Source organism: Pseudooctadecabacter sp. (genome assembly GCF_965657175.1).
Classification (GTDB): domain Bacteria; phylum Pseudomonadota; class Alphaproteobacteria; order Rhodobacterales; family Rhodobacteraceae; genus Octadecabacter.
This window is the reverse complement of sequence record NZ_CBFHNH010000006.1, coordinates 83,795-98,024: the sequence shown is the minus strand read 5'-3', so window position 1 is coordinate 98,024 and position 14,230 is coordinate 83,795. Positions and strand designations below refer to the sequence as shown.

At 62.2% G+C, this 14,230-nt stretch carries 18 protein-coding genes; 7 read left to right on the top strand and 11 right to left on the bottom strand.

Annotated features, from left to right (window positions below; translation table 11 throughout):
- Positions 1 to 23: 23 nt before the first annotated feature.
- Genes ACTG36_RS07410 through dtd form a run of 5 tightly spaced genes read left to right on the top strand, consistent with a single transcriptional unit; the run spans position 24 to position 3,494 of the window.
- A complete protein-coding gene (locus ACTG36_RS07410) occupies positions 24 to 401 on the top strand; it encodes a hypothetical protein (RefSeq protein WP_375280386.1) in 378 nt (125 codons plus the stop codon).
- 44 nt (positions 402 to 445) lie between these two features.
- The gene (locus ACTG36_RS07405) at positions 446 to 976 is read left to right on the top strand and encodes a cytochrome b/b6 domain-containing protein (protein ID WP_375280385.1); all 531 of its coding nucleotides are present in this window, start codon (positions 446 to 448) and stop codon (positions 974 to 976) included.
- 3 nt (positions 977 to 979) lie between these two features.
- Positions 980 to 2,089 carry a primosomal protein N' (replication factor Y) - superfamily II helicase gene (locus tag ACTG36_RS07400; protein WP_375280384.1) on the top strand — a complete coding sequence of 370 codons (1,110 nt, stop codon included), beginning with the start codon at positions 980 to 982 and terminating at the stop codon, positions 2,087 to 2,089.
- A gap of 44 nt (positions 2,090 to 2,133) precedes the next feature.
- Complete coding sequence (locus ACTG36_RS07395) at positions 2,134 to 3,057, top strand: carbohydrate kinase family protein (protein WP_375280383.1); 924 nt, start codon at positions 2,134 to 2,136, stop codon at positions 3,055 to 3,057.
- Positions 3,054 to 3,494, top strand: a complete 441-nt coding sequence (gene dtd / locus ACTG36_RS07390) for a D-aminoacyl-tRNA deacylase (protein WP_375280382.1) — start codon at positions 3,054 to 3,056, stop codon at positions 3,492 to 3,494. The genes ACTG36_RS07395 and dtd overlap by 4 nt, the downstream gene beginning before the upstream one ends.
- Positions 3,495 to 3,593: 99 nt before the next feature.
- On the opposite strand, the gene ACTG36_RS07385 is transcribed toward dtd, so the two are convergent.
- Genes ACTG36_RS07385 through ACTG36_RS07375 form a run of 3 tightly spaced genes read right to left on the bottom strand, consistent with a single transcriptional unit; the run spans position 3,594 to position 5,612 of the window.
- Positions 3,594 to 4,382, bottom strand: a complete 789-nt coding sequence (locus ACTG36_RS07385) for a metal ABC transporter permease (protein WP_375280390.1) — start codon at positions 4,380 to 4,382, stop codon at positions 3,594 to 3,596.
- 5 nt (positions 4,383 to 4,387) lie between these two features.
- A complete protein-coding gene (locus tag ACTG36_RS07380; protein WP_375280381.1) occupies positions 4,388 to 5,140 on the bottom strand; it encodes an ATP-binding cassette domain-containing protein in 753 nt (250 codons plus the stop codon).
- Position 5,141: 1 nt separating this feature from the next.
- Positions 5,142 to 5,612, bottom strand: a complete 471-nt coding sequence (locus tag ACTG36_RS07375; protein ID WP_375280380.1) for a transcriptional repressor — start codon at positions 5,610 to 5,612, stop codon at positions 5,142 to 5,144.
- A gap of 71 nt (positions 5,613 to 5,683) precedes the next feature.
- Between ACTG36_RS07375 and ACTG36_RS07370 the strand changes: the two genes are divergently transcribed.
- Entirely contained in the window at positions 5,684 to 6,670 is a 987-nt protein-coding gene (locus tag ACTG36_RS07370; RefSeq protein WP_439141878.1) for a zinc ABC transporter substrate-binding protein, read from the top strand.
- A gap of 7 nt (positions 6,671 to 6,677) precedes the next feature.
- Here the strand turns inward: ACTG36_RS07370 and ACTG36_RS07365 are convergent, their stop codons facing one another.
- The 4 genes from ACTG36_RS07365 to ACTG36_RS07350 form a co-directional block, all read right to left on the bottom strand.
- Positions 6,678 to 7,790, bottom strand: a complete 1,113-nt coding sequence (locus ACTG36_RS07365) for a hypothetical protein (RefSeq protein WP_375281571.1) — start codon at positions 7,788 to 7,790, stop codon at positions 6,678 to 6,680.
- Between the two features lie 213 nt (positions 7,791 to 8,003).
- A complete protein-coding gene (locus ACTG36_RS07360) occupies positions 8,004 to 9,563 on the bottom strand; it encodes a trimethylamine methyltransferase family protein (RefSeq protein WP_375281572.1) in 1,560 nt (519 codons plus the stop codon).
- Between the two features lie 93 nt (positions 9,564 to 9,656).
- Positions 9,657 to 10,352 (bottom strand): HAD family hydrolase, encoded by a 696-nt coding sequence (locus tag ACTG36_RS07355; protein ID WP_375281573.1) that lies wholly within the window; start codon positions 10,350 to 10,352, stop codon positions 9,657 to 9,659.
- Complete coding sequence (locus tag ACTG36_RS07350) at positions 10,349 to 10,627, bottom strand: DUF3572 domain-containing protein (RefSeq protein WP_375281574.1); 279 nt, start codon at positions 10,625 to 10,627, stop codon at positions 10,349 to 10,351. The genes ACTG36_RS07355 and ACTG36_RS07350 overlap by 4 nt, the downstream gene beginning before the upstream one ends.
- A gap of 95 nt (positions 10,628 to 10,722) precedes the next feature.
- Between ACTG36_RS07350 and ACTG36_RS07345 the strand changes: the two genes are divergently transcribed.
- Positions 10,723 to 12,108 carry a diguanylate cyclase gene (locus ACTG36_RS07345; RefSeq protein ID WP_439141875.1) on the top strand — a complete coding sequence of 462 codons (1,386 nt, stop codon included), beginning with the start codon at positions 10,723 to 10,725 and terminating at the stop codon, positions 12,106 to 12,108.
- Here ACTG36_RS07345 and ACTG36_RS07340 read toward each other — a convergent pair.
- The 4 genes from ACTG36_RS07340 to ACTG36_RS07325 form a co-directional block, all read right to left on the bottom strand.
- A complete protein-coding gene (locus ACTG36_RS07340; RefSeq protein ID WP_439141873.1) occupies positions 12,097 to 12,609 on the bottom strand; it encodes a periplasmic heavy metal sensor in 513 nt (170 codons plus the stop codon). The genes ACTG36_RS07345 and ACTG36_RS07340 overlap by 12 nt on opposite strands.
- Positions 12,610 to 12,612: 3 nt before the next feature.
- Positions 12,613 to 12,972: a hypothetical protein gene (locus tag ACTG36_RS07335; protein ID WP_375281577.1), complete on the bottom strand. Its 360-nt coding sequence runs from the start codon at positions 12,970 to 12,972 to the stop codon at positions 12,613 to 12,615.
- The gene (locus ACTG36_RS07330; protein ID WP_375281578.1) at positions 12,953 to 13,537 is read right to left on the bottom strand and encodes an RNA polymerase sigma factor; all 585 of its coding nucleotides are present in this window, start codon (positions 13,535 to 13,537) and stop codon (positions 12,953 to 12,955) included. Before ACTG36_RS07330 ends, ACTG36_RS07335 begins: the two co-directional genes overlap by 20 nt.
- An 85-nt stretch (positions 13,538 to 13,622) precedes the next feature.
- On the bottom strand, positions 13,623 to 14,120 hold the full coding sequence (locus ACTG36_RS07325; RefSeq protein ID WP_375281579.1) for an EF-hand domain-containing protein: 498 nt from the start codon (positions 14,118 to 14,120) through the stop codon (positions 13,623 to 13,625).
- Positions 14,121 to 14,230: the final 110 nt, after the last annotated feature.

Sequence of the window (14,230 nt, the reverse complement as noted above, 5' to 3'; positions counted from 1 at the left end):
TTGTCCTTCACTGGACCGTCTTCATGCTCATCTTGGCGATGGTCAAAGGCGGGACCTCTGCTGATTGGGTCCGCTGGGCCTTCGTCGTCAGTGTGGCGCTTTGGGTCGGGATTGCAGTGACCAAAGGGCTGATCGGGAAGGCCGGCCCGAAACTGGGGCCAAAAACCCGCGGCATCTACCCTTGGATGCACCGTGCGCTTTATGGTGTCCTCGTGCTATCAGCGCTGCTGAACGCCGCTGAACTCACGGGCCTGTTGTCCCCCGGCCCCGCTTGGACGTCGCTGTTGGTTCTGCTGGGCCTTGGCGCATTCCACGGGCTGTTCCAGTTCTGGCGGCACACGGCACTCTACGACAACGCGCTCCGCCTGATCACGCCGCGGTTTATGCACGGCATCTTGTGAAACTATCTACGCCGCACCCCCGTTTCTTTGCCATGCGCATCTTCATGCCCCACCGCCGAACTTTGCTGAAATGGCTCCATTGGGGGATCGTGCCCTTCTTTATCTGGTTCCTGTTTGCCGACCCCGACGCCCTTCGGCGCATGGGGCCTGCTGTGTTCCAGTTCCATTCGACCATGGGCCTGATTTTCGTGACCTTGGCGCTGATCTGGACGGCGTGGATGCTACGCTCCGGTCTGCACAGCCGCCCCGGCCCCAAATTGCAGGGCTGGGCGCGCGCGCTTCACCGCCCGCTCCATTTGACGATCATCTGGGGGCTGTTTGCGGTGGCCTCTGGCGGGCTTTTGCTGGGTCTGACGGCGTCCTTTCAGATGAAAGCAGGCGGAATTATTCCCATCGGCGTCCCGCTGAACAAACCGCAGGCCCACCACTGGATCGGCCTGCTGCACACCTATCAGTTTTACGCACTGGCCGGAGTTGTCCTCTTTCACGCGGGTTTTCACACATGGCGGCACCTGAAATTGCGCGATAATGCGCTGCGGATTATGGCGCCCAAGGTCTTTCACCGCTATTTGTAATCCATGGATACTTTCTCTGCCCCCGCCCCCACCGATGAACACCGTTTTCCCTGCGACAACTGCGGCGCAGATATGCGGTTTGATCCGGGCGAAAACCGCCTGATCTGCGATCACTGCGGCAACACGCAAGAGATCACCGAAGGCCCGTGGCGCGGCGGCACGTTGCGCGAACTCGATTTTCGCACGGCGGTCTCCGGCGATCTGGCCGAAGAAGAGATCGAGGAAACCCGCGTGTCGTCCTGCCCCAATTGCGGTGCGCAGGTGGAATTCGACGCCGATCTACACGCCACCGAATGTCCCTTTTGTGCGACCCCCGTGGTCACCGACACGGGCACCCACCGCCATATCAAGCCCAAAGGCCTGCTGCCCTTCGCCCTTGATGAAGGATCGGCGCGGGGCAAGATGACCGACTGGCTGGGCTCGCTTTGGTTTGCGCCCAATGGCCTGCAGGACTACGCCCGAAAGGGTCGCACGATGTCAGGCATCTACGTGCCCTATTGGACCTTCGATGCGGACACCAAAAGCGCCTATACAGGCGCGCGGGGCAAACATTATTACGAAACCCGCACCGTCATGCGTGACGGCAAACGCCAACAGGTGCGCGTCCGCAAAACCCGCTGGCGCAATGTGTCAGGCCGTGTGGCACGGTTCTTTGACGATGTGCTGGTGCTGGGGTCGACCTCTTTGCCCAAGCAATACACCGACGCGCTGGAACCTTGGGACCTGTCTGAGATGGAACCCTATCAGCCGGAATACCTCGCTGGATTTCGCGCCGAAGGCTATCAGGTGCAGCTTGAAGACGCCTTCGTCGAAGCCCGCGCCTATATGGACCGGATCATCCACCGCGACGTCAAATTCGACATCGGCGGCGATGACCAGAGGGTGAAATCTGTGGATACCCAGATCGGCACGCTGACTTTCAAACACGTGCTGCTGCCCGTCTGGATGGCCGCCTACAAATACCGTGGCAAAACCTACCGCTTTGTGGTGAACGGCCGCACGGGCCGTGTACAGGGCGAACGTCCCTATTCCGCCATGAAGATCGCCATCGCCGTGCTGGCAGGCCTGATCGTGGCGGGGATCATCGGGTTTGTTTTGGCCACCACTCAATGATACACCGACCGAAACTTTACGCGCGTTAAATATTGGAGACGGCGATGATTCTGACCTGCGGCGAAGCCCTGATTGACATGCTCCCCCGTGAAACCACCGAAGGTGAGGCCGCCTTCGCGCCCTATCCCGGCGGCGCGGTGTTCAACACCGCCATCGGCCTTGGCCGGTTGGGCGTGGATACGCAGTTCTTTTGTGGCATGTCGTCGGATTTTCTGGGCGACGTTCTGCGCGACGCCCTTGAGGCGTCGAAGGTCGATCACAGCCCGTCGCCCGCCATGGACGCGCCCTGCACGGTGGCTTTCGTGAAACTGGTGGACGGTCAGGCGACCTATGCATTCTACGATGAAAACTCCGCCATGCGCACAGTGCCTGGTGCGCCGGATGTGACCGCTGACGCGCTGTTTTTCGGAGGCATTTCATTGGTGGGGGATGGCTGCGGCGACATCTACGAGGCGATGATGCTGGACCAGTCGGCGGCCCGTGTGACCATGATCGACCCCAACGTGCGCCCGTCATTCATTCGCGATGAGGCCGCCTACCGCGCCCGCATCACCCGCATGATGGGGGCCGCCGATGTCATCAAACTAAGCGATGAGGACCTTCATTGGCTCGAAGGGGACGGCGATCTTGCGGCCCTTGCCCGTGGTCTCGTGGCCAAGGGGGCCAAGCTGGTCTGCATCACCGAAGGGGCCAAGGGCGTCACCGGTTATACCGCCGATCACACGGTCTTTGTGGCGGCTGAAAAGGCGCAGGTCGTGGACACCGTGGGGGCTGGTGACACGTTCAACGCGGGCCTTTTGGCGGGCCTTGATAGGGCGGGGTGTCTGACCAAAGCGCGCATCGCATCGCTGGGCGACGGGGAAATCCGCGACGCCCTGACTTTGGGCGTCAAAGCCGCCGCCATCACTGTCAGCCGCGCGGGTGCCAACCCGCCATGGTCCCACGAAATGGAAGCTGACGAAGTATGAGGGCGCTGATCCAGCGGGTGACGTCCGCTCAGGTTCATGTAGACGGCGAATTGGTTGGGGACTGCGGCGCAGGCGTGTTGATCCTGATCTGCGCCATGCAAGGCGATACCGACGATCTGCCCGCAAAACTCGCCGCTAAAATCGGCAAGCTGCGGATTTTCAAAGACGAAGAGGGCCGCATGAACCGGTCCCTTTCTGACATTGGCGGGCAGGCCCTTGTTGTCAGCCAGTTCACCTTGGCCGCCGACACCTCACGCGGCAACAGACCCGGCTTTTCGCAGGCCGCCCCGCCCGCAGAGGGTGAACGGCTGTACGAAGCCTTCGCTGCCGAAATGGCCCAGATCGTGCCGACCCAAACCGGCCGCTTTGGCGCCGACATGGCGGTGAGCCTGACCAACGATGGCCCCGTGACCATCTGGATGGACACCGACGCCTAGACAGGCTTTGGGCTCCGCCCGTTCTCGCCTGAAACCCTCCAGTGGAGGCGTCCCAAGACGGCTTGAATTCTCTGGTTTAAAAATACCTAAAATCCGACGTCAGCCGCGCAAGCGACCGGCCAGAAAGGTCACGCAAAACAGCGCCGCCGCCGCACAAATGATGGACGGCCCCGCCGGTGTTCCCAACTCCCGCGCCGCATAAAGCCCACTGATAGCCGCAACCACACCAATGGCCGTGGCCCAGACCGCCATGCCTTCGGGGCCACGGGCCACCAAACGCGCCGCCGCCGCCGGAATGATCAACATCGCGGTGATCAACAACGCCCCGACGACCTTGATCGACACGGCCACCACCGTGGCCACCAGCAGGGTCAGCATCAGCCTGTCCCGTGCGGGGTTCAAGCCTGCGGCATAGGCCAGATCGTTTGACAAAACCTCAGCCAGCAGGGCCTGCCACCGCCAGATCAGCAGCCCCACAACAACGGCTGCCCCGCCCCAAATGACCATCAGATCCGCCTTCGACACCACCAGAATGTCCCCAAACAAATAGGCATCCAGATCAATCCGCGCCTCGGGCATCAGCGACACGGCCACAAGGCCCATGGCCAGCGCGCTGTGGGACAACACGCCCAACAAACTGTCCGGCGAAATCACCTCCCCCGACAGGGTTGAGATCAAGACGCCCATGGCCAAGGCCACCACCAGCACCCCCAAGGGCACAGAAATTGAAAACGCCAGCGCCAGCGCCACCCCGAGGATCGCCGCATGGGCCGTTGCATCCCCGAAATAGGCCATGCGCCGCCAGACAACAAAACACCCCAGCGCCCCGCAGGCCAGCGCCGTGCCCACCGCGGCCAGAAGGGCGCGGATCATAAAATCATCAAGCAGGGTCATTATTCGGCAGGCTCATGGCTGTGGGAATGGTCGTGGTCATGCCCGTGGTGGCTGTGATCATGGTCATGACGGTAGAGCGCCAGCGCCCCCCCTGTGCCCGTCCCAAACAATTCGCGATAGGCAGGGGCCGCTGTCACGACATCGGGCGTGCCTTCGCAACAGATATGACCGTTGAGGCAAATGACCCGGTCGGTGGCCGACATCACCACGTGCAATTCATGGCTGACCATCACAACACCGCAGCCCAGTTCATCGCGCAACGCCTCGATCAGTTTGTAAAACGCAGCCGAGGCCGGCTGGTCCAGCCCTTGGGTCGGCTCATCCAGCACCAGAACCTGCGGATCATTCAGGATCGCGCGGGCCAGCAAGACCCGCTGGAATTGCCCGCCAGACAGGCCCGCCAAGGGCCGCGTCGCCAGATGCTCCACGCCCGTGCGCGCCAACGCGGCCTGCGCCTTGGCCCAGGACACACGTTTGGGCAGGTTCAAAAAGCGACGCACGCTGAGCGGCAGGGTCGGATCAACATGGAGCTTTTGCGGCACATAGCCGATCCGCAACCCCGGCGCGCGGGTGATAGTGCCGGTGTCGATGGGCACAGCCCCCACCAAGGCACGCAGCAACGTCGATTTGCCGGACCCGTTGGGCCCCACAATGGTGACAATCTCACCCGCATCCAGCGACATGGACACGCCGTAGACCGCATGGGTGGCCCCATGATGGACATCAATACCGCTCGCCTCGATCAAGGCCATCTCAGACCTCCTGACAGGCGGGGCATGTGCCCGTGGCCTCAACCACGGTGCGCTCAATCTGGAAACCGGCCGCTACGGCGGACGGCTGCAACGCATCCTGCGCCTCGCCCTCGGCCACGGTGCCGCACCTGTTGCAAATCAAAAACGCGGGGTCATGTTCGGCTCCCGGCGTCGCACAGGCCACAAAGGCATTGAGCCTTTCAATCCGGTGCGCCAGCCCAGCCTCCACCAGAAACGTCAGCGCGCGGTAGGCCACGGGAGGCTTTGACCCGAACCCATCCGCATCCAACCGCGCCAAGACATCATAAGCGCCCAAGGCTTCGTGGGCCTCCAGCAAAATCTCCAACGTGCGCCGCCGCACGGGTGTCAGGCGCAAAGACTGCGCCGCACAAGCCGCCTCCGCTGCGCTGAGGGCAGAGCGCACGCAATGGGCATGGTCATGGGCTTCAAAACTGGATGGGCGGGATGTCATGGTTTGCTCTTGTTATGTTATAACATATCTATTATGCCCTCGCAAACCCGAAGATACAAGGACCCCTCCCCATGCGCCTGCCCCTTTTGACGAGCCTTGCCTGCCTACCCCTGTCCGCCACTGCCGAAGTGCCCCAAGTGGTGACCGACATAGCCCCCATCCATTCGCTTGTGTCGCAGGTGATGGAAGGCCTAGGCAAGCCAGACGTCCTTGTGTCAGGTGGGGCATCGCCCCATGACTTCCAGTTCAGCTTCGATCAGGCGGACGCCGTGCAATCAGCCGATCTGGTGATCTGGGTCGGCCCCGCGCTGACCCCATGGCTGGATGAGGCTTTGGACACATTGGGCGGCGATGTTGACCTACTGGTCCTGCTGGAGGCCGAGGGCTGGCCGGCCCTGCCGCTGCGTGAAGACGCGGCCTTCGAAGACCATGACGATCATGGCCATGCCGAACATGACGAACATGATGAGGACCACAAGGACGAAGATCACGAGGGACATGATCATGACGATCATGCAGACCACGACGAACACTCCGACGCGCGCCTTGACCCCCACGCATGGCTCGACCCGCAGGTGGCACAGGCTTGGGTCACGCTGATCGCCACGCAATTGTCCGACCTCGACCCCGACAATGCCGCGACCTACGCCGCAAACGCCACCGCCGCTGTGGCGGACCTCGCAGCGCTTGAGACCGAAATCACCGCCCGTTTGGCCGCAGCCCCCGCAGGCGACATCATCGTGCCCCACGATGCCTATCAATACTTCGGCACTCGGTTTGACCGCCTCGCCGTGGCGTCCATCACCCTCGACGACGCCGCAGCCCCCGCACCCGACAAAATCGCAGACCTGCAAGCACGGATCGCCGAAGACAATATCGCATGTGTTCTGACCGACCCCCAAGCCCGCGCCGAATGGTCCGACCTGATCCGCGAAGGATCAGACGCACGCACGGCACTGGCGGACCCCATCGGCGACACATTCGACCTTGGCCCGCAACACTACCGCCAGACCCTCACCGCATTGGGGGAGGCCTACGCCACCTGCTTGGGCGGATGACGCCGCGCTAAAGGGCTTTGCCAAAGATGTGCAGCCTGTGCATCGGCGACGCTCCTGACTTTTCTGCCTGTGCAAGGCTCATGGGATTCACATCGGCAATCCACGTGTTGCCGATGTGCGTGTATCCGGCCGTGCGCGCACGCCCCATCACATGATTCAGAATGACCGGATTGATCCCGCGCCCCTGAAGATGCGGCATGATCCCTGCAAAGATCACAATCGCACGGGTATTGGTCATTCGGTGCCGCAAAAAATGCCACGGCGCGGTGATCCCGATCCGTGACCGGACACGACGCAAAAACGGGTTCAGATCGGGCACGCAAATGACACAGCCTGCAGGCTCGCCCTTGTGGTGCAGGACCGCGGAAATCCGGCGGTCCATGACCCATTTCATGTCCTTGGCCTGAAAATGAAACTCCTCGGCGCTGATTGGCACAAACATCGGGTTCTCCGCAAACGATGCATTCAGAATCTCGCGGGCTTCCTCAAGGCGCTGCGGCAAGACCGCCCGCGTGATGGGCGCAAAGGCAAAGTCGGGATCCTCCATGACCGCGCGATGTCTCGCCCCCAGCCGAACCGGCGGCGCCGACGGCAGATCGCGCACCTCCATCGTCGCCATGGGGAAAGTCGGCACATAGCCGTTCTGCGTCAAAAGCCGCGCGATATGGGGCGGCGACCAAACCTGATCCAGATAGGGTGCGTGATCAAAACCGTTCGTCACGACGCCAATCTGCTGCATCGCCGTCAGATTGAAATTCCCCGCAATCTCGGTCATGCCCCGCGCGCGGCACCAGTCCTCAGCCGCCTGCAACAAAGCCGCCGCCGCTTGGGGCTCATCCGCACAGTCAAAATACCCGAAATAGCCGCGCGCCAGCCCGTGCATCCGGTTAGATGCCCCGTGAATATGCGCCGTGATGCGCCCGACAACTCGCCCGTCCCGATGGGCCGTGAAATAGGTCAACGCCCCCTCACCCGCGCCTGACATCAAAGGGTTCGCATCCGATACAAACCGCCTCAGATCAGCCTTCAGCGGCGACACATAGGGGCTGCCTGCCCCATAGGCTGCAAACGGCGCCTCGAAAAAGGCCTCAAACTCACCTGATCGTATGTCTATCGTCATGACGCGGCCCACCTTCGGGCCATCATGACCCGTCTGGCCCATTGCATACACCAGCTTGCATCAAGGCGCATCGCCCCCGTTTCTCTGGTTCAAAAATACCTATAACGCCGCGCCCACGACACGCCCCGACAGCGCAAACCAGACACTACCGTCGCCCCACACGGCAATTTTTAGACTAAAAATTGCGCCCCGCCCGCCGCAGGCGCATGGCCCTTAAAAATCAGTCGGCGCGCCGCCTTCGGATTTCCGACGGGCGACAAAATCCTCCAACTCGGACCGGATCGCCGCATCCATCGGGGGGGCCTCAAATGTGTTGATGATGTCTTTGAACATGTGATGGGCGCGCTCTGCGGTCCATGTGGCGCCCGCAACGTCCCAAGCTTCGAAATTGCGCCAATCGGACACGAAGGGCGAATAAAACGCGTTCTCATAGCGGTCTTGGGTGTGCTGGATGCCAAAGAAATGCCCGTTCGGCCCGACTTCTTTGACCGCCTCAAGGGCGATGTCGGCGGGGCTGGTCGCGGTCACCTCAGGTTCCATATAGCGCTGGATCATCTGGATCACTTCGCAATCCATGATGAACTTTTCGGGCGATGCGATCAGCCCGCCTTCTAGCCAACCGGCGGCGTGATAGACCATGTTCGTGCCCGACTGCACCGACGCCCAAAGAGAATTCGATGTCTCCCACATGGCCTGCCCGTCGGGCACATTGGCCGCACAGACCCCCGACGACCGCATGGGCAACCCGTAAAACCGCGCCATCTGGCCCGTCATCTGCGTGGCGCGCATGTATTCTGGCGTGCCAAAGGCCGGCGCGCCGGACTTCATGTCGACGTTGCTGGTAAAGGTGCCGACCACGCAGGGCGCGCCGGGGCGGACGTATTGAAACAGCGCGATAGCGGACAAGGCCTCGGCGATGGACAGCGCCACAGCGCCCGACATGGTCACCGGTGCCATGGCACCGGCCAAGGTAAAGGGCGTGACCACCACCGCCTGCCCCCGCCGCACGCAGCGCAGACAGCCATCGATCATAGGCACATCGTGTTTGAGCGGCGAGGTGGAGTTGATGTTGGTATACATTCGAGGTTTGGCCTCAAATTCCTCATCCGACCAACCGCCCGCGATGCGGACCATCTCCATCACGTCTTCGACCCGTTCGCGGCCCAGCGAATAGGCGTGGCCGACCTTGTCCGTCAGGGTCATCTTGTCAAACACCACATCCAGATGGCGCACGCTGGCGTGCACGTCGACCGGTTCCACCGGATAGCCGCCTGCAAAATGGATGCAGTTGAAATATTGCGTCAGCTTCAGCAGGTTGGCGCATTGCTCTCGGTTGCCGGAGACTTTCTTGCCGATCTCAAGATCGAAATAATTGGGCGGGGAGGACACGTTGCCAAACAGGATATGCCCGCCGCCCAAGGTGATTTTTCGGTCGGGGTTGCGCGGCGTGATGTCGAACTGCGCGGGCGCCTGGCCGATCATTTCCATCACCCAATCGCGGCCCATTTTGACGTTGGTGCCGTCGACTTTGCAGCCCGCCTGCTTGAACAGGGCAATGGCCTCTTCGTTCAGGAATTCGATCCCGACCTCTTCAAGGATGCGCATGGCGCCATCGTGCACGGCCTCAACACCGGCCTGATCCAAAGGCTCCGTCGGGCGGTCGGTGTTCACGGGCAGCCGCCATGGCATCTGCGCAATACCTGCGGTTTGACGTTTGGCGGTGTTGGCGGCACGGCCACCGGATCTGCGACGACGGGGAGTGGGATCAGACATGGGGCGACCTTTCGTGTTGCCCCCAGACTGGCACCAAACACACCCGCCGCCACGCAAGCTGCGACATCTGATGTCGCAAACCGCGTCTTTGGCCTAGGACGCGTGCCCCAACCACGCCGGAAGATCGGCAATCGACGGCAAAACCACATCCGCGAAGGGGGCCAGATCGGCGCGGGTGGCGCCCCCCGTCAGGACCGCGACACAGGTCATCCCCGCCGCGCGTCCTGCGTCCAGATCATGGGTGCTGTCGCCCACCATGGCGACCTCGGCCGGATCAAGACCGGTTTCCGCACAAAACGCCAACAGCTGCCCGGGGGCGGGTTTGCCGCCATGGCCGCTGTCAAACCCTGCGATGAAATCGAATTTTTCGACCACGCCTGCGGCGGACAAATGCGCCCGCGCAGGGGCTTGTGCGTCGTTGGTCGCCACGCCAAGGCGCAATCCCGCCGCACGAAGGTTATCCAAAAACGGGATCAGCGGCGTGGCCTCGACCTGTGGGGCCTGCGCGGCCATCGCGCTCCAGCGGTCAAGCAAGGCGTCCAGATCGGTTTCCGCCACAAACGGCAGCGCGATCTGGGCAATTTCGCGGGCGGTGCTGGCGATCACCGGGCTTTCGGGATGAAATCTGTCCGTGTCCAGATCGAACCCCATGGCCGCCGCCAAAGGGGTCAGGCGCGCGGGATCACCGGCTGTTTCCGCCTCAAGAACGCGGCGCGCCCAAGCGGCCCATGTGGCATTGAAATCGAACAAGGTGCCGTCCTTGTCGAAGACGATTCCGCGCAGTGTCATGTCCAATGAACAGCCTCGGCCCCAGGTAATGCATAACGCGCCATTAGGGGTTCTTCATACTTTATGGTTTCCGCGTCGCAAAATGCCATCACCCAAGCGTCATCCATGGTGATAAATTCCAGCACCGAAGCAAGGAATGCGGGGCTGTTTGCAAGCCCCCTCAAATCCTCTGCGGCAGCACCCGAAGCCCCTAAAAACAAAGGCAAAAGGTCTTCGTTGGTGGACAACCAGATCAGGGCGGATACGGCGATCTGTTCGGCGCGTTCTGGGGACATGATTTATAATTACCGATGCGGAAAGGGTTTCTTAACCATTTAAGGATCAAACTGAGGTCAGGAGAGATTGGGGTAAAGCTCGGAAGGAAGCAAGAATGGCCGGCGATATTCTTATCATAGACTGTGTGGCGACAAACCGGATCGTCCTGAAGGTCAAACTGCTTGCCGCCCAGTACCGCGTGCGGCCCCGCGCCTCGGTTGAGGATGCGCGGGCTGAAATCGCGGCTTCCCTCCCCGATTTGGTCATCATGGACACCTGCAACAATGCCAAAGCGGCGCTGGAGTTTTGCCGCGCCCTGAAGGCCGATGACATCACCGCCCTTGTCCCCATCGTGGCCACGGGCGGTTTCGCGACCCCGATGGACCGTGTCAACGCGCTTGAGGCGGGGGCCGATGACGTGCTGACCAAACCCTTTGACGACCGAATTTTACAAGCCCGCATCAGAAGCCTGCTGCGGGCCCGCGACGCAAGGCAGGAACTGCGGATGCGCGAAGGCACACGGACAGCCCTTGGCTTTGCCGAGGCCAGCTGCGGCTTTGCCGCGCCCTCACAGATTGTGCTGGCCTCACCCCATGTGGATGCGCTGGAACTTAGCGGGCTTCAGTCGATGATGGAAAATGTGCAGGCCAATCCGGCCAGCATTCACCAGATCATCAGCGGCCATGTGCATCAGGTGAAAACCGACCTATTTGTGCTGGATTTCCGCGCCGGTTTGATGGACGACAGCGTGCTTTACCGGCTGCTGGCCGAATTGCGCAGCCAATCGGCCACGCGGCATGCGGGCATTCTGGTGCTGCTTCCCGAAGATGAACGTCACGCAGCAGCCATGGCGCTGGATCTGGGCGCGAATGATGTGGTTTTGTCAGACATCCATTTGGGCGAAATCCGCCACCGCTGCGCGGTCCTGTTGCAAGCCAAACATGAAGCTGACGCCCTGCGCCGCACGGTCGAAACAGGGCTGAGGGCAGCGATTACCGACCCGCTGACGGGGCTGTTCAACCGCCGCTATGCCCTGCCCCATCTGGCGCGCCTGTCCGAGGAAAGCCGGTTAAGCGAACGTCAGTTCGCCATCATGGTGCTCGATGTGGATCACTTCAAAAAGGTCAACGACACCTATGGGCACAAGGCGGGCGATGAAATCCTCAAACAGGTGGCGCGCCGCCTGCAGGACAACCTGCGCGCGGTGGACTTACTGGCTCGGATCGGGGGGGAAGAATTCCTCGTGGCCATTCCCAACAGTGACCTTGTTCATGCCCGCACAGCGGCAGAACGGCTGTGTCAGCTGATCCGCGCGACCCCGTTCTACATCACCGAAGGGTCGACCGTTGATCTGACCGTCTCCGTGGGCGTCAGCCTGAGCGGCGGACGCGACGCCGCCGATGTGGTCGAAGACCTCGGCGATCTGGTGAGTGCGGCGGACGGCGCGCTTTATGCGGCCAAATCCGCGGGCCGCAACAAGGTCAGCCTGTCAGCCGCCTGACCGTTGATCCGACGTCTCGCCCCGGTCGGGGCGGCCCGCACCGGGCCCACGACGCAGCTGGTTTTCCAGACGGTCGGCAAAGGCCTCTCTCTCCTCACGTGACATATCCTGAATTTGGGCGGCCACGGCCTCGATCACGGCGGCTTGCCCGGCCTGAAGGCGATCGCGCTGACGCATCAGGGCCGCGCGAAAGGCGGCCTCGTCAAAGGTGTCGGACCGGACGGTTTCAATCAGCACGGTCATGTCGGCGCGGATGTTGCGGCGGTCGGACGCGCGGAACGCGCCGCTGTCGCGCAGCGCGTCGCGCAGGGCCTCACGTCTGGGGCCATCCATGGCGCGGGTCAGCGGGCCTGCGGTCAAATCGAACCGTTGCAGCCCGCCTTTCGGGCCACCCGACAAGACCGCACCAGCCAGCACGCCCGCCACCAACAGGTTCAGCGCAAGCGAGGCCACCAACAGACGTTTCGTCCAGTTGCGGGGTTTGGGGGGGGTGTCCGACATGGTCTATCCTTCCAGTGCGCTCAGCAAATCGCCATCCAGAACCGGCACCTCAAAGGTGCCGCCCCAAAGGACGTCTGTGACGTTGGTCACGGCGTCAGGCGGCGCCACACCGATCCAAAGACCCGCGACCGTGGCCGCTGCCAAGCCGCTGAACGACGGCCAGCCGCCAATGGCATCCAACAGGCTGTCCCACAAACCGGGCTGCGGGGCGTCGTTGCGGGCCATAGGCCCGCCTGCGGCCAGAACGCTGTCCGCATCCATCATGATACGGTCCATCAACCCGTCTGACAGCGGGACATCTTCGGCGCGAATCTGCGCAAAGGTGCGGTCCAAAGTCGTGTCGTCATCCGGTGTCATCATCATACCCCAGTTCTGATTTGCGCCCTGACAGCTTTGCGATCAAGGCGCGCTTGCCCCGTGCGATCAGACTTTCGACCGTTCGCACGTTGGTGTCCATAATCTCGGCGATCTGTGGATTGCCAAGTTCTTCGAGATGCCGCAGCGCCACAGCCTGTGCCTGCCTCTCCGGCAGATCCGCCAGTGCCCCCTGCAGGGCAGCCATGCGCGCTTGGCCTTGCAAACCGTCGGCCGCCGACGGCGCGCCATCTTCAGGCTCCGCGATGGCATCAAGCGACACACCGCGTCCGGATTTGCGCAGCCGGTCTGTGCACAGGTTGGCCACCACGCGGTACAACCACGTCGTCACCTGCGCCCGTTCCGCCTGCCAATCGGGCGCAATTTTCCACAGGCGCATCATCGCCTCTTGCGCGACGTCTTCGGCCTCGGTCCGGTTGCCCAACATCCGGTAGGCCTGCCCCATGACCCGTGGTGTCAGCCGCTGCGTCAGCACCAGCGCCGCCTGGCGGTCGCCGGCGGCAAAGGCGGCCAGAAGGGACGCGTCGTCTGCGGTGGGTTGGGCCTGTGCCATTGTAAGGTGCAGTTATCCATGTCGTCCGTCCCCTCGCAAGGGGGTGGCATCGGGGGGCACTGTGGCAGCCCCCCGACATCTTGTCTTAGTTGTTGTCGCGGGAACGACGGTCTTGCATGCGCTCTTGTGCGGCTGCGAATTCCTCCGCGTTCAATGTGCCGTCTTCGTTGGCGTCGACGCGTTCGAACATCCGCTCAGGGTTGGCACCGCGACGCTCACCACGGTCACCGCGCGCCTCTTGGATTTCTTCCATCTGCAACAGACCGTCGCCGTTCGCATCGGCCTTCTCGATCTGTTTGGCGATGCGGTTGGCCATACGTTCCGCGCGGTCGCTGTCGGCACGCGCCAGCATTTCTTCAGCGCTCAGCGCGCCGTCACCGTTGGTGTCGGCCTCAGCAAAGCGGGCATCGGCGCGGGCAGCCATGTGGGCTTCGATTTCCGCCATGGTCACGCCGCCGTCCGCATTGGCGTCCAACTCTTCAAAAGTGGGCAGAGACATGCCGCGGCCACCCTCGCGGGCTTCCGCAGTGGCAGCAAGGGTCATACCGGCGGCGATGGCCGCGATCAAAAGGGAGGTCTTCATCAGGTTTATCCTTTGTCTTACTCGATCAACGCGGCCCGTCTTGGGCCGTCGATGTGCATAAAACGGACGCGGCATCTTTTTCCGTCGCACCGTGCCGAAAAAAATTTGCC

What these genes read in the sequence shown, in the direction of transcription:
- ACTG36_RS07355 (WP_375281573.1), bottom strand. Translation starts at nt 10,352, where the DNA reads ATGACACTGCGCGGAATCGTCTTCGACAAGGACGGCACCTTGTTCGAT.
- ACTG36_RS07340 (WP_439141873.1), bottom strand. Translation starts at nt 12,609, where the DNA reads ATGTCGGACACCCCCCCCAAACCCCGCAACTGGACGAAACGTCTGTTG.
- ACTG36_RS07405 (WP_375280385.1), top strand. Translation starts at nt 446, where the DNA reads ATGCCCCACCGCCGAACTTTGCTGAAATGGCTCCATTGGGGGATCGTG.
- ACTG36_RS07325 (WP_375281579.1), bottom strand. Translation starts at nt 14,120, where the DNA reads ATGAAGACCTCCCTTTTGATCGCGGCCATCGCCGCCGGTATGACCCTT.
- ACTG36_RS07345 (WP_439141875.1), top strand. Translation starts at nt 10,723, where the DNA reads ATGGCCGGCGATATTCTTATCATAGACTGTGTGGCGACAAACCGGATC.
- ACTG36_RS07395 (WP_375280383.1), top strand. Translation starts at nt 2,134, where the DNA reads ATGATTCTGACCTGCGGCGAAGCCCTGATTGACATGCTCCCCCGTGAA.
- ACTG36_RS07330 (WP_375281578.1), bottom strand. Translation starts at nt 13,537, where the DNA reads ATGGCACAGGCCCAACCCACCGCAGACGACGCGTCCCTTCTGGCCGCC.
- ACTG36_RS07410 (WP_375280386.1), top strand. Translation starts at nt 24, where the DNA reads ATGCTCATCTTGGCGATGGTCAAAGGCGGGACCTCTGCTGATTGGGTC.
- ACTG36_RS07365 (WP_375281571.1), bottom strand. Translation starts at nt 7,790, where the DNA reads ATGACGATAGACATACGATCAGGTGAGTTTGAGGCCTTTTTCGAGGCG.
- ACTG36_RS07335 (WP_375281577.1), bottom strand. Translation starts at nt 12,972, where the DNA reads ATGATGATGACACCGGATGACGACACGACTTTGGACCGCACCTTTGCG.
- dtd (WP_375280382.1), top strand. Translation starts at nt 3,054, where the DNA reads ATGAGGGCGCTGATCCAGCGGGTGACGTCCGCTCAGGTTCATGTAGAC.
- ACTG36_RS07360 (WP_375281572.1), bottom strand. Translation starts at nt 9,563, where the DNA reads ATGTCTGATCCCACTCCCCGTCGTCGCAGATCCGGTGGCCGTGCCGCC.
- ACTG36_RS07400 (WP_375280384.1), top strand. Translation starts at nt 980, where the DNA reads ATGGATACTTTCTCTGCCCCCGCCCCCACCGATGAACACCGTTTTCCC.
- ACTG36_RS07375 (WP_375280380.1), bottom strand. Translation starts at nt 5,612, where the DNA reads ATGACATCCCGCCCATCCAGTTTTGAAGCCCATGACCATGCCCATTGC.
- ACTG36_RS07370 (WP_439141878.1), top strand. Translation starts at nt 5,684, where the DNA reads ATGCGCCTGCCCCTTTTGACGAGCCTTGCCTGCCTACCCCTGTCCGCC.
- ACTG36_RS07380 (WP_375280381.1), bottom strand. Translation starts at nt 5,140, where the DNA reads ATGGCCTTGATCGAGGCGAGCGGTATTGATGTCCATCATGGGGCCACC.
- ACTG36_RS07350 (WP_375281574.1), bottom strand. Translation starts at nt 10,627, where the DNA reads ATGTCCCCAGAACGCGCCGAACAGATCGCCGTATCCGCCCTGATCTGG.